Annotated in this window: 16 protein-coding genes; 6 read left to right on the forward strand and 10 right to left on the reverse strand. The window is 72.2% G+C overall.

The features are described 5' to 3' along the window. Positions 1-64: 64 nt before the first annotated feature. Positions 65-775, forward strand: coding sequence for a M23 family metallopeptidase (locus tag ACN27D_RS09335; protein ID WP_120573172.1), 711 nt, complete (start codon positions 65-67; stop codon positions 773-775). Positions 776-1,037: 262 nt separating this feature from the next. Further along, positions 1,038-1,802 (forward strand): M23 family metallopeptidase, encoded by a 765-nt coding sequence (locus ACN27D_RS09340; protein ID WP_421498921.1) that lies wholly within the window; start codon positions 1,038-1,040, stop codon positions 1,800-1,802. Between the two features lie 53 nt (positions 1,803-1,855). Here the strand turns inward: ACN27D_RS09340 and ACN27D_RS09345 are convergent, their stop codons facing one another. The 3 genes from ACN27D_RS09345 to pcrA all read right to left on the reverse strand — a co-directional run bounded on the left by ACN27D_RS09345 (position 1,856) and on the right by pcrA (position 6,338). Next, a complete protein-coding gene (locus ACN27D_RS09345; RefSeq protein WP_421498922.1) occupies positions 1,856-3,295 on the reverse strand; it encodes a hypothetical protein in 1,440 nt (479 codons plus the stop codon). Further along, on the reverse strand, positions 3,292-3,822 hold the full coding sequence (locus ACN27D_RS09350) for a SigE family RNA polymerase sigma factor (protein ID WP_233586163.1): 531 nt from the start codon (positions 3,820-3,822) through the stop codon (positions 3,292-3,294). Before ACN27D_RS09350 ends, ACN27D_RS09345 begins: the two co-directional genes overlap by 4 nt. A gap of 104 nt (positions 3,823-3,926) precedes the next feature. Then, positions 3,927-6,338, reverse strand: coding sequence for a DNA helicase PcrA (gene pcrA / locus ACN27D_RS09355; RefSeq protein WP_318335654.1), 2,412 nt, complete (start codon positions 6,336-6,338; stop codon positions 3,927-3,929). A 289-nt stretch (positions 6,339-6,627) separates the two neighbouring features. Here pcrA and ACN27D_RS09360 point away from each other — a divergent pair, with 289 nt between their 5' ends. Next, the gene (locus tag ACN27D_RS09360) at positions 6,628-6,981 is read left to right on the forward strand and encodes a chorismate mutase (protein ID WP_421498923.1); all 354 of its coding nucleotides are present in this window, start codon (positions 6,628-6,630) and stop codon (positions 6,979-6,981) included. 84 nt (positions 6,982-7,065) lie between these two features. On the opposite strand, the gene ACN27D_RS09365 is transcribed toward ACN27D_RS09360, so the two are convergent. The 7 genes from ACN27D_RS09365 to ACN27D_RS09395 all read right to left on the reverse strand — a co-directional run bounded on the left by ACN27D_RS09365 (position 7,066) and on the right by ACN27D_RS09395 (position 15,420). Next, on the reverse strand, positions 7,066-8,082 hold the full coding sequence (locus tag ACN27D_RS09365) for an ABC transporter ATP-binding protein (protein WP_421498924.1): 1,017 nt from the start codon (positions 8,080-8,082) through the stop codon (positions 7,066-7,068). Continuing rightward, positions 8,075-9,103 carry an ABC transporter ATP-binding protein gene (locus tag ACN27D_RS09370; protein WP_363800265.1) on the reverse strand — a complete coding sequence of 343 codons (1,029 nt, stop codon included), beginning with the start codon at positions 9,101-9,103 and terminating at the stop codon, positions 8,075-8,077. The genes ACN27D_RS09365 and ACN27D_RS09370 overlap by 8 nt, the downstream gene beginning before the upstream one ends. A gap of 25 nt (positions 9,104-9,128) precedes the next feature. Next, positions 9,129-10,112, reverse strand: a complete 984-nt coding sequence (locus tag ACN27D_RS09375; protein WP_318335657.1) for an ABC transporter permease — start codon at positions 10,110-10,112, stop codon at positions 9,129-9,131. 75 nt (positions 10,113-10,187) lie between these two features. Beyond that, positions 10,188-11,114 carry an ABC transporter permease gene (locus ACN27D_RS09380; protein WP_318335658.1) on the reverse strand — a complete coding sequence of 309 codons (927 nt, stop codon included), beginning with the start codon at positions 11,112-11,114 and terminating at the stop codon, positions 10,188-10,190. 144 nt (positions 11,115-11,258) lie between these two features. Next, a complete protein-coding gene (locus ACN27D_RS09385) occupies positions 11,259-12,902 on the reverse strand; it encodes a peptide ABC transporter substrate-binding protein (protein ID WP_421498925.1) in 1,644 nt (547 codons plus the stop codon). Between the two features lie 588 nt (positions 12,903-13,490). Further along, a complete protein-coding gene (locus ACN27D_RS09390) occupies positions 13,491-14,168 on the reverse strand; it encodes a response regulator (protein WP_030501521.1) in 678 nt (225 codons plus the stop codon). Position 14,169: 1 nt separating this feature from the next. Continuing rightward, on the reverse strand, positions 14,170-15,420 hold the full coding sequence (locus tag ACN27D_RS09395) for an ATP-binding protein (RefSeq protein ID WP_252449663.1): 1,251 nt from the start codon (positions 15,418-15,420) through the stop codon (positions 14,170-14,172). A 176-nt stretch (positions 15,421-15,596) separates the two neighbouring features. On the opposite strand from ACN27D_RS09395, the gene ACN27D_RS09400 reads away from it, so the two are divergent. The 3 genes from ACN27D_RS09400 (at position 15,597) to ACN27D_RS09410 (ending at position 19,395) form a co-directional block, all read left to right on the forward strand. After that, positions 15,597-17,540 (forward strand): PspC domain-containing protein, encoded by a 1,944-nt coding sequence (locus tag ACN27D_RS09400; RefSeq protein WP_421498926.1) that lies wholly within the window; start codon positions 15,597-15,599, stop codon positions 17,538-17,540. Further along, the gene (locus ACN27D_RS09405; protein WP_421498927.1) at positions 17,537-17,992 is read left to right on the forward strand and encodes a hypothetical protein; all 456 of its coding nucleotides are present in this window, start codon (positions 17,537-17,539) and stop codon (positions 17,990-17,992) included. Before ACN27D_RS09400 ends, ACN27D_RS09405 begins: the two co-directional genes overlap by 4 nt. A gap of 155 nt (positions 17,993-18,147) precedes the next feature. Further along, the gene (locus ACN27D_RS09410; protein WP_421498928.1) at positions 18,148-19,395 is read left to right on the forward strand and encodes a phosphatidylserine decarboxylase; all 1,248 of its coding nucleotides are present in this window, start codon (positions 18,148-18,150) and stop codon (positions 19,393-19,395) included. Positions 19,396-19,452: the final 57 nt, after the last annotated feature.

A 19,452-nucleotide genomic window follows, 5' to 3' on the forward strand; every position in this document is an offset into this window, starting at 1 on the left:
GGTTCGACCGAGCTTCACCGAACGGTCCGGAGTCGCATCGGATCCCCGACAACGGAGGGTGTGCGTGCGCCAGCGCCTGTCGTCTGAGCCCGATCGCTATCGCGGCCGCCGCCGCGTACCCACCCCCCCGCGGAGCCGCTACGCCGCGGTGGTCACCACCGCGTTCGTCGGCGCCGGCATCGTCGCCATCGGCGCGAACGCCCTGCCCGACGCCAAGAGCGTCAGCCCGTCGGTCCTCGACGAGCTCCGGCAGGCCTCGGTCGCCAGCCAGGACGCCGCCGACCGCGGCAAGAGCGCGGACACCGCCTCCCGCTCCGACCGCTCCGACAGCAAAGCCGCCGAGCAGGACCCGTGGCTCCTGCCGCTGCACGGCTACGACTTCAAGTCCCCGTACGGCATGCGCTGGGGCAAGCTGCACACCGGCATCGACCTGGTCGCCCCGGAGGGCACGCCCTACAAGGCGGTCCACGCCGGCACCGTCAGCAAGGCCGGCTGGTTCGGCGGCTACGGCTACGCCGTCATCGTGAAGCACTCCGACGGCAGCGAGGCCATCTACGGCCACTCCTCCGCAGTGACGGTCAAGGAGGGCCAGGAGGTGAAGGCCGGCGACCAGCTCGGCCTGGTCGGCAACACCGGCCACTCCTACGGCTCCCACCTGCACCTGGAGATCCATGTCAAGGGCCAGCCGCAGGACCCGGTGGCGTTCCTCAAGGACCGCGGAGTGGACATTCAGCTCGAAGTCGAGGAAGTTTACAGCGACGTAGCCGCGTCCTGACGCTCCGTACGCCCCTTCACCGCCCGGATCGCATGGTCCGGGCGGTTTCGTCTGTGCCGATGTCTGCCAGGTCACACCGACGGGTGTGAGCGGGAGCACATGGACCGATGATCGTCTCTTCGACCGAACCGGCCGGCCGGTTCGAAACCGGACGCGCGGCGGCAGCGCGGACCACCGCCTCCACACCCCCGATACCCGCTGCGACCTGCACCGACACCAGTATTTCGAGGTCACGTGCCCCTCGAAACCGATGAAGGATCCCGTGCAGCACAGCAGCCCCACCCCGGACAACGCTCCCGCCCGGCACCGGCGCCCGCGCCGCGCCCGGCGCACCGTTTACGTGGTCACCGGCGCGGTGGCCCTGCTCGGCCTCGGCATCGGTGGCGTGGTCGCCACCACCGCCCCGTCCGACCCGACGCCCGCCGCCGTCGACCTCGGCGCAGCGGCCCGCGCCGACGACGCCGCCCGCGCCGACCGTTCGGACCGCCAGCCGGTCACCCCGTCCGCCGTACCGGCCAGCCCGTCGCCGAGCCCGAGCGCCGGCGCGACCAGCCCGGCGCCGAAGAAGACGGCGACCGCGAAGCCCAAGCCGAAGCCGACGAAGAAGAAGACAGCGGCGAAGAAGCCGACCTGGATCATCCCGATGAAGGGCGCCGACATCACGTCCTGCTACGGGCCCCGCTGGGGCACCCAGCACGCCGGGATCGACTTCGCCATGCCCTCCGGCACGCCGATCCACGCCGCCGCCGCCGGCACCGTGGTCAAGGCCGGCGACGTGGGCGACGGCTACGGCATCTCGGTCTTCATCGACCACCACAACGGCTACCTGACCCACTACGCCCACCAGAGCCGGCTCGCCGTCGGCGTCGGCGACACGGTCAAGGCCGGTCAGGTCATCGGCTACGAGGGCTCCACCGGCGACTCCACCGGCCCGCACCTGCACTTCGAGGTGCACCAGGGCGCGATGTGGAACCAGATCGACCCGGCGCCGTTCCTGCGTGCCCGGGGCATCAGCGTCGCCTGCTGACGCGGGTGATCCATCGGCGTGGCCGAGCCGTCCCCGGCTCGGCCACGCCTGCGTCAGGGGGTCACCCGGGTGGCCGGGCTGTCGCCCGGCAGGCCCGACATGTCCGTCTCGACCGGCGGCACCGGAGTGGCGCCGAGGACGCTGCCGTCGGTGGCGTACGCGGTGAGGGTGGCCGGCTGGTCCGGCGGTACCCGGGTGGTGCCCACCTTCGACGCGTCGAGCGCTACGGCGACCGGAGGCGCGCCGCCGACCGTGACCGTGACCCGGGCCGCGTCCGGCGGGGCGATCACCCGCACCTGGCCGGTGGGCGGACGGGTGCCGCCGTCGGCCCGGATCCGCCAGCCGACCGGCCGCCGGTCGGCGCCCTCGGCCGGCAGCAGCAGCCGCAGGTCGACCCCCCAGCCGGTGCGGTGGTCGCCGTGCATCGCGTACGCGATCACCCCGCCGCCTGCGGGCTGCACGGTGAGCAGCGCGGCGGGCCGGCCGCCCTCGGTGCCCGACCACAGCACCCGTACCGTCGTCCCGGCCACCGGGAGGCGGCTGTCGAGGAGCGCCCATCCGGCGACGTCGCGCAGGTCGGCGTCGGCCATCGGCGTGCCTCGGGCGCCCCGCCGGGCGGCGGTGAGCAGGACGTCCATCTCCCGCGCGGTCGGGTCGATCCCCGCGTACGGGCCGCCGCCCAGGCCGCCCTGGAAGAGCACATGGTTGTCGTCGCCGACCCGGACGACGGGTTCGTGCCGCAGCGGCCCGGGAGGCAGGACGGCGAAGCCGACCCCGCTGCCGTCCGCCCGCGCGATGTCCTCGTACTCCAGCGTTCCCCTCGGCGTGTACCGGGGGTCGCCACTGATCGTCACGGTGGAGCCCGGGGGCCCGACGACGACCGCGAATGCGCCTCCGTCCGGACCGGCCTGCATCAGCGTCATGACCGGGTCGTCGGCGGCCTCGCTGTGACCGGCGTAGCGCATCTGCCCGGCGTCGGCACCGGCCGGGCCCGCGTACCAGACCAGCGTCTCCTTGGTGAGCAGGCCGAACCGCAGCGGCACCGCCACCAGTGCGACCCGGCGGCCCGGCCGGTCACTGCCGTAGAGCAGACGGATCCGGTCGCGATCCCCGACCTTCCAGAAGCCGTCCGTCTTCGAGCCGCCCGGTGCGGTGGGGCGGCCCATCGCCGGATCGGCGCTGATCCGCTCCCGTAGCGCCTCCAGCCAGGCCCGGTCGCCGGCGAGCGCGCCCCGGGGCGGCGCGTCGAGCAGCGCCGCCGGGGCGGCGGCGACCGCGATGCCGGGCGCCCAGCCCGGGAGGGGCACCACGTTGGCCTGGACCCCGACGAGCGCGGCCACGACCGCTGCCACAGCCGCCCGGATCAGCCGGTTGCGCCGGTGCCGTCGCTCGCGCCGGGCGAACCCCGGCCACGGGTCCTCGGGTACGCCGACACCGTGCGCGGCCTGGCACAGCGCGGGACCGAGCGTCGAACGGGCGAAGTTCTCGGTCATGCCGGATCCTCCTGGAGCCGTACCGGGGACGCAGGGGCGGGCGGGGCGAACTCGACCCGCAGCCGGGCCAGCCCGCGCGACGCCTGGCTCTTCACCGAGCCGACGGAGCAGCCGAGAACCCGGGCGGTGTCCGCCTCGCTGAGGTCCTCGAAGTAGCGCAGCACCAGAACGGCCTGGGTTCTGGGCGGTAGCCGGCGCAGCGCGGCGAGCAGCAGTCGCCGCTGCTCCACCTGCGCGTACGCGTCAGGCACCGGCGCGCTGTCGGAGGTCAGCAGCGGCACCTCCAGCGGCCGCCGCCGACGCCGCCACGAGATGGCCGTGTTGACCATCGCCCGGCGCACGTAGACCTCGGGCGCGTCTCTGCGCAGCACCCTCCCCCAGCGCCGATGGGTCTTCTCCAGCGCCGACTGGACCAGGTCCTCGGCTGTCCCCCGGTCGCCGGTCAGCAGGTAGGCGGTGCGGACCAGCCGTCCCCACTGTGCTTGGACGAACAGCCGGAACTGTTCGTCGTCCTCGTCGCGACTCACGCCACCTCCAGGTCGCATCCGTCTCGCGTCCACGAGCGGATGCAGGGTGAGACGCGATCGGTGACGTCCGGGGTTGAGTGCGGGCGGTCAGGACCGCCCGACGCTCAGAGCTTGTCGATCGGGGCGTGCCGCAGCACCAGCCACATGGTCTGGTCGCCGAAGTCGATCTGCGCCCGGGCACCCGGCCCGGCACCCTCCACCGCCAGCACCCGGCCCAGGCCGTACCGCTGGTGGTTGACCCGGTCGCCCACCGAGACCTTCGGGGCCTGCTTCAGCTCGCTCGCGGTGGCCAGGCGGCTGGCGTCCACGCCCAGCCGCTTCGCCAGCTCGGTCGCCTTGGGCGTGCCGCCGGCGAAGCCGCCGCGGCCCACGCGGTCCGCCCGGCCGCCGACGCCGCCACCACCGCCACCCCACGAGGTGTACGACCCCTCGGTGCGCTCCCAGCGGACCAGCTCCGGCGGCAGCTCCTCCAGGAACCGCGACGGCGGGTTGTAGGCGGGCGCGCCCCAGGCGGACCGGGTCACCGCACGGGACAGGTAGAGGCGCTGGCGGGCCCGGGTGATGCCCACGTACGCCAGCCGCCGCTCCTCCTCCAGCTCGCGGGTGTCGCCGAGCGAGCGCAGGTGCGGGAAGACACCGTCCTCCAGGCCGGTCAGGAAGACCACCGGGAACTCCAGGCCCTTGGCGGTGTGCAGCGTCATCAGCGTGACCACGCCTTGGTGGTCCGGGTCGTCGGACGGGATCTGGTCGGCGTCGGCGACCAGCGCCACCTGCTCCAGGAAACCGGCCAGCGTGGCCCGCTCGTCGTCGGCGCCGAGCGCCTCGATCCGCTCGGTGTACTCCCGGGCGACGCTCACCAGTTCCTGGAGGTTGTCCACCCGGCCGGCGTCCTGCGGGTCGAGGCTCTCCTCCAGCTCGGCCAGGTATCCGGAGCGGGTCAGCACCGCCTCCAGCACCTCCTCCGGGGTGCCGGTGTCGGCCAGCTCCCGTGCCGCGTCGAGCAGCGCGACGAACTCGGCGATGCCGTTCGCCGCGCGGGTCGAGATGCCCGGCGCGTCCTTGGCCCGGCGCAGCGCGGCGCCGAAGGAGATGCGGTCCCGGGCACTCAGCGCCTCCACGCACGCCTCGGCCCGCTCGCCGATGCCCCGGCGCGGGGTGTTGAGAACCCGGCGCAGGCTCACCGTGTCGTCGTCGTTAACCACCGCGCGCAGATACGCGAGCGCGTCGCGGACCTCCTTGCGTTCGTAGAAGCGCACCCCGCCGACCACCTTGTAGGGCAGGCCGACCCGGATGAACACCTCCTCGAACACGCGGGACATGGCGTTGGTGCGGTAGAACACCGCCACGTCGCCCGGGCGGGTCTCGCCGTCGTCGACCAGCCGGTCGATCTCCCGGGCCACCCAGTCGGCCTCGGCGTGCTCGGTGTCCGCGACGTACCCGACGATCTGCTCGCCGGACCCGGCGTCGCTCCACAGCCGCTTCGGCTTGCGGGAGGTGTTGCGGTCGATCACCGCGTTCGCCGCGTTGAGGATGGTCTGGGTGGAGCGGTAGTTCTGCTCCAGCAGGATCGTGCGGGCGTCGGTGAAGTCCCGCTCGAACTCCAGGATGTTGCGGATGGTGGCGCCGCGGAACGCGTAGATCGACTGATCGGCGTCACCGACCACGCACAGCTCGGCCGGCGGGATCCCCTCGGTGCCGGAGACCAGCTCCTTGATCAGCACGTACTGGGCGTGGTTGGTGTCCTGGTACTCGTCCACCAGCACGTGCCGGAACCGCCGCCGGTAGCTCTCCGCGACATGCGGGTGCGACTGGAGCAGGTGCACCGTCGTCATGATCAGGTCGTCGAAGTCCAGCGCGTGCGCCTCGCGCAGCCGCCGCTGGTAGAGCGTGTACGCCTCGGCCAGCGCCCGCTCGTTCGGCCCCTTGGCCCGGCCGGCGAACTCCTCCGGGTCGACCAGCTCGTTCTTCAGGTTCGACACCTGGGCCGCCAGGCCCCGGGCCGGGTAGCGCTTCGGGTCCAGGTCCAGCTCGCGGGCGACCATCTGCATCAACCGGCGCGAGTCGTCCGCGTCGTAGATCGAGAACGTCGACTTCAGGCCGGCGTGCTCGTGCTCGGCCCGCAGGATGCGTACGCAGGCGGAGTGGAACGTGGAGACCCACATGAGCCGGGCGCGCGGGCCGACCAGCGCGGCCACCCGCTCCTTCATCTCGCCGGCGGCCTTGTTGGTGAAGGTGATCGCGATGATCTCGCCGGGGTGCACGTCGCGGGCGGCGAGCAGGTAGGCGATCCGGTTGGTCAGCACCCGGGTCTTGCCGGAGCCGGCGCCGGCCACGATCAGCAGCGGGGAGCCGGCGTGGGTCACCGCGTCCCGTTGGGGGCCGTTGAGGCCGTCGAGGAGGGCGGCCGGATCCGACCCGGCGCCCCCGGGGCGGCGCGGCGGGGCCGGCCGGGACTCCGGCGCGGGCGGGGACTCCGGCGCGGACGGGGATGTGGGAATGTCGAAGAGAGGATGCATCGCAGCCCGAGTCTATGCCGCCGGGCGGACACTTCCCCGCCCGCGCCGCCGCCCGGCGCACGCCGTCACGTCTCACCTGTTGGTGCGTCTTCTTGCGCGCCCGCCCGGGTGGTCGGCATACTCGACGACGTGTTCGATCAGCGCTTCTCCTTTTACTACGGCACCGGGAGTCCGGCAGCCGTGGGTCGCGCCTGATCACAGACCTACGAAACGCCCCGGGCTCCCCAGAGCCCGGGGCGTTTTCGTTCCGGGATCCGGGTACCGGGCCCGAGCCCCGAGAGGGACGACGATGATGACTGACGTGGTGGAGTCCAGCGGCAGCCTGGCGCGGCACGGCCGGCCGGCCGGCGGCGACCCGACCGGGGCCGCGTCGGCCCGGACCGGCACCGACGACGCGGCGGCGGCGGAGCGGATCGGCGAGATCCGGCGGCGGATCGACGAGATCGACAGCACCCTCATCGCGCTCTGGCAGGAGCGGGCCGCGCTCTCCCAGGAGGTCGGCGCGACCCGGATGGCGTCCGGCGGAACCCGGCTGGTGCTCTCCCGCGAGCGGGAGATCCTGGAGCGGTTCCGGTCCGAGCTCGGCGCGGACGGCACCCAGCTCGCGCTCCTGCTGCTGCGCGCCGGCCGTGGCCCGCTGTGACGTCCGCGCGGACGCGGTGACGCCCACGGAGACGACGAACCGCCTGCCGGTGTCGTAACGACACCGGCAGGCGGTCCGGTTGGATCAGGCCACCTCGTGGGTGACGACGATCTCCCGCTTCTCCGCGAAGTGGCAGGCGCTCGGGTGGTCCGAGCCCGGCCGGATCTGGAGCAGCGGCACCTCCTGGGCGCAGACGTCCTGCGCCTTCCAGCACCGGGTGCGGAACCGGCAGCCCGAGGGCGGGCTGACCGGCGAGGGGACGTCGCCCTGGAGCCGGATGATCGCCTTGCTCTCGCGCACGGTCGGGTCCGGCACCGGCACCGCCGACAGCAGCGCCTGGGTGTACGGGTGGGTCGGCCGCTCGTAGATCTCGTCCTCGGTGCCGACCTCCACCATCTTGCCCAGGTACATCACGGCGACCCGGTCGGAGAGGTGCCGCACCACGGACAGGTCGTGGGCGATGAAGACGTACGACAGCCCGAACTCGGCCTGGAGCTTCTCCAGCAGGTTCATCACCTGGGCCTGGATCGAGACGTCCAGGGCCGACACCGGCTCGTCGCAGACGATCACCTCGGGCCGCAGCGCCAGCGCCCGGGCGATGCCGATGCGCTGCCGCTGACCGCCGGAGAACTGGTGCGGGTACCGGTTGATGTGCTCCGGGTTGAGGCCGACCAGGTCGAGCAACTCCTTGACCTTGCCGCGCCGGCTGCCGCGCGGAGCCACCTCGGGGTGGATCTCGAACGGCTCGCCGATCAGGTCACCCACAGTCATCCGGGGGTTCAGCGAGGTGTACGGATCCTGCATCACCAGCTGGATCTGCCGGCGCAGCCGCCGCAGCGCGCCACCGGAGAGCTTGGAGATGTCCTGGCCCTTGTAGAGCACCTGACCTGCGGTCGGCTTCTCCAGGTTCATCAGCACCCGGGCCAGCGTCGACTTGCCGCAGCCGGACTCGCCGACCACGCCCAGCGTCTCGCCGGCCTTCAGCTCGAACGAGACGCCGTCGACCGCCTTGACGTGGCCGATGGTCTTCTTGAACACCACACCACGGGTCACGGGGTAGTGCTTGACCAGGTCACGAACCTCGATGATGTTCTCAGTCACGGTTCACCAGTTCCTCGGCGAAGTGGCAGGCGCTGGCCCGGCCGTTGCCCAGTTGCAGCAGCGGCGGGACCTTCTCCCGGCACACCGGCTGCGCCATCGGGCAGCGCGGGTTGAACGCGCAGCCCGTCGGGATGTTCATCAGGTTCGGCGGGAGGCCCTTGATGGTGCGGAGCTCCTGCCCCTTCTCGTCCATCCGCGGGATCGAGTTGAGCAGGCCGAGCGTGTACGGGTGTGCCGGCTTGCGGTACAGGTCGTAGACGTCGGCTTCCTCGACGATCCGGCCGGCGTACATGACCGCGATCCGGTCCGCGACGTCGGCGACCACGCCGAGGTCGTGGGTGATCAGGATCATGCCCATCTGCCGTTCCCGCTGCAGCTCGCCGAGCAGGTCCATGATCTGGGCCTGCACGGTGACGTCGAGCGCGGTGGTCGGCTCGTCGGCGATCAGCACCTCGGGGTCCAGCGCCAGCGACATGGCGATCATGGCGCGCTGCCGCATACCGCCGGAGAACTGGTGCGGGTAGTTGCTGAACCGGCCCTTGGCATTGGGGATCTTCACCTGGTCGAGCATCTCGATCGCGCGCTTCTTGGCGTCCGAGCGGCTCATGCCGCGCCGGATGCGGAACTGCTCGGCGATCTGGAAGCCGACCGTGAAAACCGGGTTGAGGGCCGAGAGCGAGTCCTGGAAGATCATGGCGATGCCCTCGCCCCGGATCCGCCGCCGCTGCTCGGGGGACATGGTGAGCATGTCCTTGCCGTGGAAGCGGACCTTGCCGCCGGTGACGAAGCCGGGCGGGGTGTCCAGGATGCCCATGATGGTCTGCGCGGTGACGCTCTTGCCGGAGCCGGACTCGCCGAGCACGGCGAGGGTCTCCCCCGCGTCGACGTGGTACGTGACTCCGTTGATGACCTTGGCGACGCCGTCCCGGGTGCGGAACTCCACCCGCAGGTCGTCGACCTCGAGCAGGCGGCCCGAGGGGCGGCCGGATCCGTCGGCGCCCGGCGAGGACTGCTCGGACACGAGAATGTCGGACAACTCAGTTCCCCTATCGGAGCTTCGGGTCGAGGGCCTCGCGGACCGCCTCGCCGAGCATGACGAAGCTCAGCACTGCGGTGACGAGGAACGCGGCGGGGAAGAACAGCAGGAACGGCGAGACCCGGATGTAGTTCTGCGCCTCGCTGATCATGATGCCCCAGGAGACCACCGGGTTCTTCAGGCCGATGCCGAGGAACGAGAGCGTGGCCTCCGCGCCGATGAACGAGCCCACCAGGATCGTGCCGTAGACCAGCAGCGGTGCCAGGCAGTTCGGCAGCAGGTGCTTGAGGATGATCCGGCCGGTGCCGGCCCCGAGCGCGCGGGCCGCGACGATGTAGTCGGCCTCCTTGGTGGCCAGCACCGAGGAGCGCATCAGCCGCATCACGACCGGCCAGCTCAGCACGCTCAGGGACAGGATGACCAGGCCCATGATCGTCCACTCGCCGTTGTCGGTGCCGGACCCGTTGAACGTGGTCAGGATGACGATCGAGCCGAGCACGAACGGCAGGCCGAAGAAGATGTCCGCGATGCGGGAGAGCAGCGCGTCCACCCAGCCGCCGCGGTAGCCGGCGATGATGCCCATCGCGCCGCCGACGAACAGCGTCAGGAGGGTGGAGACCACCGCGACCACGATCGAGGCGCGGGCGCCGTAGATGACCCGGGCGTAGACGTCGCGGCCCTGCACGTCGTAGCCGAACCAGGCGGAGGAGGACGGCTCGACCCGGCTGCGCTCCAGCGTGCCGTTGACCGCGTCGCCGGAGGTGAACAGAGACGGGAAGGCGGCCATCAGGATGAACACCAGGATGAAGGTCGCCGAGATCCAGAACAGCGGCTTGCGACGCAGGTCGATCCAGGCGTCGCCGAGCAGGCCGCGAGGCTTCTGCTGCTTGGCGTTCTCCGGCAGGCCGGCGTTTGTGGGCGCGCCCGACCCGGCCTCGGTGGGCATGGTCGCGGGCGGCGTCGTCACGATCGACGCGGAACTCGGGTCACTCATGCCCGCACCTCGCTGCGCTCGGCGCGGGCGTGGTTACCCGCGCAGACTGCTGGGACGATTCGTACGCTGCGGCGGTCACTCATAGCGGATCCTCGGGTCGAGGGCGGCGTAGAGCAGGTCGACCACCAGGTTCATGATGAGATAGACGAGCACCAGCACCACCACGATGCCGACAACGGTAGCGCTCTCCTTCGTGACGATCGAGCGGAGCACCTGGCGGCCGATGCCGTTGATGCCGAAGATGCCCTCGGTCACGATCGCGCCACCCATCAGGGCACCGAGGTCGGTGCCGAGCAGGGTGACCACCGGGATGAGCGAGTTGCGCAGCAGGTGCACGCCGACCACGCGGCGCATCGGCAGGCCCTTGGCGATCGCGGTGCGGACGTAGTCGGCACGCCGGTTCTCGGCGATGCTCGTCCGCGCGACCCGCGCCACGTACGCCATCGACACGCTTCCGAGCACGAAGCCCGGCACGATCAGCTCGCTGAACCGCATCTCGTTGGACACGGTCGGGTTGATGATGCCCCACTTCACACCGAGCAGCCACTGCAGCACGAAGCCGATGACGAAGACGGGCAGGGCGATCAGGAAGAGGGTGGAGACCAGGACCAGGTTGTCCAGGAAGCCGTTGCGCCGGAGACCGGTGAGGATGCCCGCGCTGAGGCCGATCACGGCCTCGATGGCGAGGGCTACCACCGCCAGCTTCAGGGTGTTCGGGTACGACGTGGCGATGATGTCGCTGATCTCGCGACCGCCGAACGTGATACCGAAGTCCCCCTGCACGAGGTTCTTCATGTAGCTCGCGTACTGCACCCAGATCGACTCGTCGAGGTTGTACTTCTCGGTCATCATGGCCCGGTAGTTCGGGGGGCAACCGCGGTCGCCGCACTTGCCGGCGAAGGGGTCACCGGGCACGGACCAGACGAGCCAGTAGATCAGGAACGTCGTACCGATGAAGACCGGTACGAGTTGCAGCAGCCGTCTCAAGAGATAACGGCCCATGGGGTGGTCCTCCAGACAGGGAGCGCCGGGTGAGCCGGCGCGGCGGCGACAACGTGCGAGGGGTTCGTTGTACACCCCCTCGCGGAACGGCCCCGGGTCGGGCTCACCGGTAGGCGAGCCCGACCCGGGGTCAGACCGTTCGGATCAGAGCTCGACCGAGGTGATGTCGAGCTCACCGACGTTGGACAGCTCCAGCTTCTTGATCTTCTCCGAGTGGCCGGACTGCTGGCCACCGAAGTAGATCGGCATGGAGGGGACGTCCTGGTCGATCAGCTTGACGGCCTCAGCGAACTTCTTGTGGGCCTCCTCGAGGCTGGGGGCCGCGGAGGCCTCCTTGGCGAGGGCGTCCACCTGCGGGTTGCTGTACTTGCCGTCGTTCGAGGAACCACCGGTGACGTAGAGCGGGTTGATCCAGTTCTCGACGTCCGGGTAGTCCTGCTGCCAACCGGCCCGGTAGGCACCGGTCATCTTGTAGGCGTTGATGTTGGCGCGGAAGACCGCGAAGGTCGGCACGCCGACGGCGACCGCGTCGATGCCCAGGTTGGTCTTGATCTGCTGCGCGACGGCCTCCATCCACTCCTTGTGGCTGGCGTCCGCGTTGTACGACAGGGTCAGCTTGCCCTGGAAGCCACCGGCCTCCTGGAGGAGCTGCTTGGCCTGGGCCACGTCGAACTTGCAGGCGGTGCAGTTGCCCGGCTCGGCGCCCGGGGTCAGCGGGTTGGCCCAGCTGTCGGCCGGCTTGCGGTTACCGAAGAAGATCTTGTCGGTGATCGACTGCCGGTCGATGGACAGCGAGATCGCCTTGCGCAGCTTCGGGTTCTGGAAGCGCTTGTCGTAGATCGGGAAGGCGATGATGCCGGTCGACGGGGTGGTCGACGCCATGGCGCGGTCGGCCAGGTCGGTCTTCCACTTCTCGCCGGCCAGCGCGGAGACCGGAACCTGCTGCTGGAAGTCCAGGTTGCCGGCGAGCAGGTCGTTGTACGCCGCCGTGTCGTCCTGGTAGATCTTGACGGTGACGTCCTTGATCTTCATCTTGTCGCGCAGGCTGTAGTCGTCGAAGCGGGTCAGCTTGATCTCGACGTCGTCCTGCCAGGAGACGAGGCTCACCGGGCCGTTACCGATCGGCTTCTTGCCGAAGTCGGCCGGGGTGGACGAGAAGAACGCGTCCGGCAGCGGCATGAAGGCGCTGTAGCCCAGCTTGGTCGGGAACACGGCGGTCGGCGCGGAGAGCGTGACCTCGAAGTTCCAGTCGTCGACGACCTTCAGGCCGGACATCTCCTTGGCCTTCGGCTCCGGGGCCTTCTTCGGGCCCTCCGGGCCGTCCGGGTCCTCGGTGTAGACCTCGTCGAAGCCCTGGATGTCGGAGAAGAACGAGGCGTTCTGCGCGCCGTTCGGGCCGTACGCAGCCCAGTTCCAGGCCTTGACGAAGCTCTCGGCCTTGACGGTGGTGCCGTCGTGGAACTTGGTGTTCTGCTTGATCTTGATCTTGAAGACCTTCGAGTCGCTCGTGTCGATCGACTCGGCGAGCAGGTTCTGCGGCGCCCCACCGTTGTTGGGGTACTCGACCAGGCCGCTCCACACCCAGTCGATGATCTTGCCGCCACCGGTCTCGGTGGTGTTCGCCGGAACCAGGGGGTTCTCCGGCTGGGTGCCGTCGATGACGATCGCGCCGTCCTTGCTGGCGCCGGCGTCGCCACCGTCGTTGTTCCCGCTGGAGCAGCCGGACGCGACGAGCGCGAATGCCGCGCCCACCGCGAGCGCGCCGCTCGCCCGCTTCGAGACTCTCATTCCGAGGGGCCTCCTCTTTCTAACCTGGTTCCGTCGTGAGTTTCACGCACGTCTTTGGGGGTGACACCACCGGCGACCCGAACCGCAGGACGCCGGTTTACCGCAGAGGAATTCGGGACACCCCAGGGGTACCGATCCGCCGGGCGCCACACCCTGGACGAGACACCGCGCAGGGTCGGCGACCACGCGGCGGCGCGAAAGACGGCGTCACGTGGTCGGCAGGCCCGACGAGATGCCTCACACCGGGGGGTGAGGTGCTGCCACTGTGACACCAACCGGCCCTTTCCGTGAAGGTGCCGTTATCAAGCCGTTAGTTGGTCGCCACGTTGCCGATACTTGAGAAAAGATCACAAAGCGCGCGGACGATAGGGCCCTGAACAGGCAAGACGGGCACAGAGGGGTCGACAGACGTCCCTGCGACGCGCAGGGCTGTGACGTTCACCGCGCCGACCTCGGCGTCTCTCACGGGCGCACGACTGCGGCGTTTTTTGTCCGTCCGGATGATGCCATGCCGACTGAGCGGGCACCAGCGGGGCCCCTGGGGTACGAGGCCGCCGAGGCCCCGCCCCCGGGGATCGGCGTGCAGTCCTAGACCAGCCGGCGGTCGGCGGCCCAGCGGGACAGCTCGTACCGGTTCGACATCTGGAGCTTGCGCAACACGTTGGAGACGTGCGTCTCGACCGTCTTGATCGAGATGTACAGCTCCTTGGCGATCTCCTTGTACGCGTACCCCCGGGCGAGCAGCCGCAGCACCTCGCGCTCGCGGTTGGTGAGCTGGTCCAGCTCGGGGTCGGCCACCGGCGCGTCCGGCCGGGAGGCGAACGCGTCGAGCACGAACCCGGCCAGCCGTGGGCTGAACACCGCGTCGCCGTCGGCCACCCGCCGGATCGCGTCGGTCAGCTCCTCCGGCGAGATCGTCTTCGTGACGTACCCCCGCGCGCCGGCGCGGATCAGGCCGATCACGTCCTCGGCGGCGTCGGAGACGCTCAGTGCCAGGAACCGCACCTGCGGGTGGGTGCGCCGCATCGCCTCCAGCACGGCGCGACCGCCGCCGTCGGGCATGTGCACGTCGAGCAGCACCACGTCCGGCGCGGTGGCCGCGATCCGGGTCACCGCCTCGGCCACCGAGCTGGCCTCGCCGACGACCTCCACCCGCGCCCCCAGCTCGGCACGGACGCCGGCCCGGAACATCGCGTGGTCGTCGACGAGGAACACCCGCAGCGGCCCGCGCGGCGCCGTACCCTCGACCGGTTCCTGCTCGGACATGTCACTTGTCCCTTTCCGCCGTGGAGCCGGAGCCGCTGATCGGCAGGATCAGCCGGACCTCGGTCCCTTCCCCCGGCTCGGACCGGATCTCCGCCCGGCCGCCGTGCCGCTTCATCCGTCCGATGATCGAGCCCCGGACGCCGTGCCGGTGATTCTCCACCGTATCCGGGTCGAAGCCCTTGCCCCGGTCCCGGACGAACACGCTCACCTGCTCCGGCTCCACCTCGGCGTACAGCGACACGGTCTGCACACCGGCGTGCCGGGCGGCGTTGACCAGGGCCTCCCGGGCGGCGGCCACGATCGCGCCCACCCGCTCGTCGGTCTCCCGGTCGCCGACCACCACCACCTCGACCGTGATGGCGAACGTGTCCTCCACCTCGGCGGCGGCCTGCTCCAGGGCGGCCGCGAAGCGCTCGGTGGGCGAGGCGGCCGGCTTGTAGAGCCAGTTGCGCAGCGAGCGCTCCTGGCCGCGGGCCAGCCGCTGCACCGTCTTGACGTCGGTGGCGTTGCGCTGGATCAGGGCCAGCGTGTGCAGCACCTGGTCGTGCACCATCGCGGCCAGTTCGGCGCGCTCCTGCTCCCGGATGCGGCCCTCCCGCTCGGAGCGGAGCTGGTTCCAGGTGCGCCAGAGCACCGGGCCGGTGACCACACCCACGCCGGCCAGCCCGACCAGTGCGAAGATCACGCCGTTGAGCACCGCGTCGAAGTTCTGCGCCGGCGAGTAGACGGCCGCCACGCCGATGATGCCGACCGCGACGAGCACGCCGCCGCCGATGAAGCGCAGCACGAACGCGCGCCTGTCGCTCTCCTCCACCACCGCGCCGAGCCAGGGCACCGCCGAGTCGCCCCACTGCCGGCGGCGCTCCGGGGCGGACTGGTGCCAGATGACGCCCGCGCCGACCGCGATGATCGCCACCAGCCAGCCGGCCGTGCCGGCCGCGCCCACCGAGTTGAACGCGACCACCTGGAGCAGCAGCACGCCGAGCCCGATCACCACGAACGGCAGCAGCTGGGCGAGGTCGCGGCGGGGCGGGACGGCGGTGTCGCCGGGGCGGGGCGGGACCACCGCCCAGAAGGCGGCGTAGAGCAGCAGCCCGAGCCCGCTCAGCCCGAGCAGCACCATGAACGCCACGCGTACCCGCAGCACCGGGATGCCCAGGTGCTCGGCGATGCCCGCGGCCACCCCGGCGGCCAGCCGGTGGTCGGTGGCCCGGTAGAGGCGCGGGGCGTGCGGGGCGGGGGTGCTGCTGATCGGAGGCTCCCAGGTCGAGGCGGACGCGCCGGCGGCGCCGACGCTCCGATCGTCACACGGCGGCGACACCCCGGACCACGGGGACGCCCCGGAGTTTCACCGGCGGCGGATCTCAGGGTGGGGTCAGGGTCGGGTCCGGAGGCTGCTCGGGCGGCCGGGGCAGCAGTATCGAAGGCATGAACGAGGACGCTGCCCGTCCGCCCCGCCCCTGGGCGGCAGCACAGGACACCCCGCCGCCGCCCCCGCCGGGACCGGCGCCCGCCACCGACCAGGCCACCCCGCCGCCCGGCGGCACGCCGTTCGCCGGTCCGCCACCCGGTGGGTACGCCCCACCGCCCGGCGCCGCCGGCTTCACCACCCGGTACGGCCTGGTACGCCCCCGCGAGGGCCGCTACCTGGCCGGGGTGTGCGCCGCCATCGGCCGGGCCACGAACACCGACCCGGTGCTGTGGCGCGTGCTGCTGGCCGTGCTCGGCTTCTTCGGCGGCATCGGGATCATCGTGTACGTCGCCGGCTGGCTGATCATCCCCGGCGAGGGCGACACCGCCTCGCCGGTGGAGGCCATGCTCGGCCGGGGCCGGTCCAGCATGTCCCCGATCACGGTGATCGTGCTCGGCATCGTGGTGGCGCTCGGCTTCGCCTACGTCGTCACCGACGGGTTCCGGGCGATCCTGCTCGGCGCGGTGATCCTGATCGGCGGCGCGCTCCTGCTCAACCGCGAGCAGCGCGGCCCGGCGCAGCGGCCGGCCCAGCCTGCGCCGCCGCACGGTCCCCCGCCGGGTCCGGTGCCACCGGTGGCCTGGCCCGCACCGCCCGCCCCGGTGCCGGGTACGTGGGCCACGGCTCCCCCCGCGGCACAGTGGACCGGTACTCCCGCCGGACCGGGCCACCCCGGGACGGCGCCGTCCGGCGGCCGGCCCGGCTACCCGCCGCCCGGCCGGCCCGAGCCGGGCCATCCCCCGGCGCCCGCCTCCGAGCCCGGCTACCCACCGGCGTCCGCGTCCGAGCCCGGCTACCCACCAGCGCCGTCGGTCGAGCCCGGCTACCCACCGGCGCCGTCGGTCGAGCCGGGCTACCCGCCGGCCTCCGCGTCCGAGCCGGGCTACCCGCAGCCCGAGCCGGGGCACCCGGCGACGTCCGACGCGGAGCGCGAGCCGGGCCGTCCCGGGCCCGCCACCGGCTACCCGACGCTCCCGGCGCCGGGCTGGCCCGCCGCGGCCGGCACCCGGCCGGGCCCGTCCGAGCCGGCGACGGTCGCGATGCAGCAGGTGACCGGTCCGGTCGCTGACACCGCCACCTGGCCGGCCTACGGCACGAACCCGGCCTGGCCGGGCGCGCGGGACGCGGGCACCCGGCTGGACGAGCCGGCCGCCGTGCCGCCGCCCGCGCCGGTGGGCGCACCGCTGCCGCCCGGCGGCTACCGGCCGCCGTTCGCCCCGCACGGCCCCTACGCCGGATCGCAGCCCGTCCCGCCACCGGTGCGGCCGCCGCGACCGCCGAAGCGACCCAAGGAGCGCTCACCGCTCGGCGCGATCACGTTCTCGCTGATCTTCCTGGCGCTCGGCGTGGTGGCCATGCTCGACCTGCTCGACGTCTTCCCGGTCGGCGCCGCCGGCTACTTCGCCGCGGTGCTCGCCACCATCGGCCTCGGTCTGCTCGTCGGCACCTGGTTCGGCCGGGCGCGCTGGCTGATCGCCCTGGGCCTGGTGACAGCGGCGGCGCTCGGCATCGCCACGGTCGCCGAGTCCTACGACCGGGTACGCGGCATCGACGGCAACGTCACCTGGGCGCCGACCGACCTGCGCGACCTGGCCGACCGGTACGAGAACAACCTCGGTGACGCGACGCTCGACCTGCGCGGGATCGACTTCGACAAGCAGGACGTCCAGGTGACCGTCGACGTGAACCTCGGCAACGCGACAGTGGTCGTACCGCCGAACGTCGACGTGACCACTGTGGCCGACGTGAACGCCGGCGACGCCACGGTCTTCGGCCGGCGCAGCGGCGGGCTCGGCGGCCGTCAGTGGGAGACCACCGACGCGGGCGCCGACGGTCCCGGTGGCGGCAAGCTGCGCCTCTACGTCCACGTGAACGCCGGCAAGCTGGAGGTGACCCGGTGAAGGCACACCGTACCGACATCGTGTCGTTCGCTTTCGGACTCGTCTTCCTCGGCCTGTCCGTCTGGTGGCTGCTGGCCCGGATCCTCGGCCTCTCCGTACCCCCGGTCGGCTGGTTCCTGGCCGGCGGGCTGGTGCTGATCGGGCTGCTCGGACTGATCGGCGCGCTGCGCTCGGGCCGCGCACCGGAGCAGCCCGCGCCGGAATCCGCGCCGGAGGTCACTGTCTCGGCGCCGTACGGCTCCCCCGCCGCCGGCGCGGAGACGCCCGGTGGCGTGGAGACAGCCGGTGGCGTGGACACGGCGGCCGGCGCGGAGAGGCCCGACGCCGCCGACGAATGGGGCACCGAGGCCACCACGGACTCCGCGGAGCCGGCCACCCGCGAACTGCCGCCGCTCGATCCACCGGCCGACGAGGCGGCTCCGCAACGCCGTACGCCGGGGGATCCGGCCTGACCGCGCCACTGCGGCGCCCTTCGGACGCGGCCTATGCTGGTCGGCGGAGATCTCGCCTCCGCCGGCCGGCCCACGCCCCCGACACGCCGGAGCCGCCGGTCGGGTCGCCGGAGCCGCCGGCGTCCGTTCGCTATCTCGTCAGGAGCCCGTCCGACATGACCCAGTCCCCCGCCGTGCGCGTCACCGGTCCCTCCGGTGCGGTCCGCATCGGCGAGCGCGCCGCCCGCACGCTCGTCAGCGAGTTCGCCCGGCGTAACGACCCGAAGGCCGGCCTGCTGGTCGGCGCGACCCCGGAGTCCGCGGTGCTGGCCGCCGCGATCGAGGCGCTGCTCCCCGGCGACCGGCTCACCGTGGTGCCGGCGGAGGGCGCCGCCGCGGCCGCGCTGCGCGAACACGTCACCGCGCAGGGCCGCTGGGTCGCCGACCGGGTACGCGTGGTCGACACCCTCGCCGAGGCGGACGCCGCCGCGGTGGTGGTCGTCGCCGAGCCGTTCACCGGCACCGCGGACGACGCCCGCGCCGCTGTCGACGGGCTGGCGAAGTACCTCGCCGAGGGCGCGGTGCTGAGCGTCGCCGCGCCGCTGTTCCGCACCGAGGGCGCCGACGGCGAGCTGGACCGGCAGGGCGTGCTGCACGGCGTGCGCACCGACCTGGTGCTGCGCAACACCCCGCCGGTACGCGTGCACCACCTGCGGTTCACCCCGGCGCCGGTCGCGCTCGCGGCCTCGCTGTCCCCGGCGTACCGGCCGTCGAGTGTGCCGCTGACCCGGGGCATGCACATCGACTCGAACGGGGTTGCCGCCGCGGGCATCACGCTCGGCCTGGCCGCCCTGGCCCGGGCCGCGCGACCGAAGTCGAAGCTGTGGCTGCTGCCGGCGCTGGCCGCCGCACCGGTGGCCGCGTTCTTCCGCGACCCGGAGCGGGACGTGCCGGAGGACCCGTCGGCAGTGGTCGCCTCGGCGGACGGTCAGGTGCTGTCCGTGCAGCGCCTGCAGGACGAGCGCTTCGGTGACGGCGAGTGGCTGCGGATCGCGGTCTTCCTGTCGGTGCTGGACGTGCACGTCAACCGCGCCCCGGTGGCCGGCAAGGTGGTCGACTACTTCGTCGCCGACGGCGGGTTCGTCAACGCGATGAAGCCGGACGCCGAGCACAATGTGGCGGCGTACACGGTGCTGGACACCGACCACGGCACGGTGGTGGTGGCGCAGCGCACCGGGCTGATCGCCCGCCGCATCGTGCAGCGGGCGCCCGTCGGGTCGCTGCTGGCCCGGGGCGAGCGCTTCGGCCTGATCCGGTTCGGCTCGCGTACCGACGTCTACCTGCCGGCCGACGCCGCGGACCCGCTGGTCGGTCCGGGCGACAAGGTGGCCGGCGGCGCGACGGTGATCGCCCGCTGGCGCTGACGGCGCCGGACACGAAGAAGGGGCGCCGCTCTCGCGGCGCCCCTTCTGTCGTTCTCG

This window comes from Micromonospora sp. WMMD1274 (assembly GCF_049179035.1).
In the GTDB taxonomy this organism is placed as follows: Bacteria; Actinomycetota; Actinomycetes; order Mycobacteriales; family Micromonosporaceae; genus Micromonospora; species Micromonospora tulbaghiae.

What these genes read in the sequence shown, in the direction of transcription:
- ACN27D_RS09400 (WP_421498926.1), top strand. Translation starts at nt 15,597, where the DNA reads ATGAACGAGGACGCTGCCCGTCCGCCCCGCCCCTGGGCGGCAGCACAG.
- ACN27D_RS09410 (WP_421498928.1), top strand. Translation starts at nt 18,148, where the DNA reads ATGACCCAGTCCCCCGCCGTGCGCGTCACCGGTCCCTCCGGTGCGGTC.
- ACN27D_RS09385 (WP_421498925.1), bottom strand. Translation starts at nt 12,902, where the DNA reads ATGAGAGTCTCGAAGCGGGCGAGCGGCGCGCTCGCGGTGGGCGCGGCA.
- ACN27D_RS09345 (WP_421498922.1), bottom strand. Translation starts at nt 3,295, where the DNA reads ATGACCGAGAACTTCGCCCGTTCGACGCTCGGTCCCGCGCTGTGCCAG.
- ACN27D_RS09360 (WP_421498923.1), top strand. Translation starts at nt 6,628, where the DNA reads ATGATGACTGACGTGGTGGAGTCCAGCGGCAGCCTGGCGCGGCACGGC.
- pcrA (WP_318335654.1), bottom strand. Translation starts at nt 6,338, where the DNA reads ATGCATCCTCTCTTCGACATTCCCACATCCCCGTCCGCGCCGGAGTCC.
- ACN27D_RS09380 (WP_318335658.1), bottom strand. Translation starts at nt 11,114, where the DNA reads ATGGGCCGTTATCTCTTGAGACGGCTGCTGCAACTCGTACCGGTCTTC.
- ACN27D_RS09390 (WP_030501521.1), bottom strand. Translation starts at nt 14,168, where the DNA reads ATGTCCGAGCAGGAACCGGTCGAGGGTACGGCGCCGCGCGGGCCGCTG.
- ACN27D_RS09375 (WP_318335657.1), bottom strand. Translation starts at nt 10,112, where the DNA reads ATGAGTGACCCGAGTTCCGCGTCGATCGTGACGACGCCGCCCGCGACC.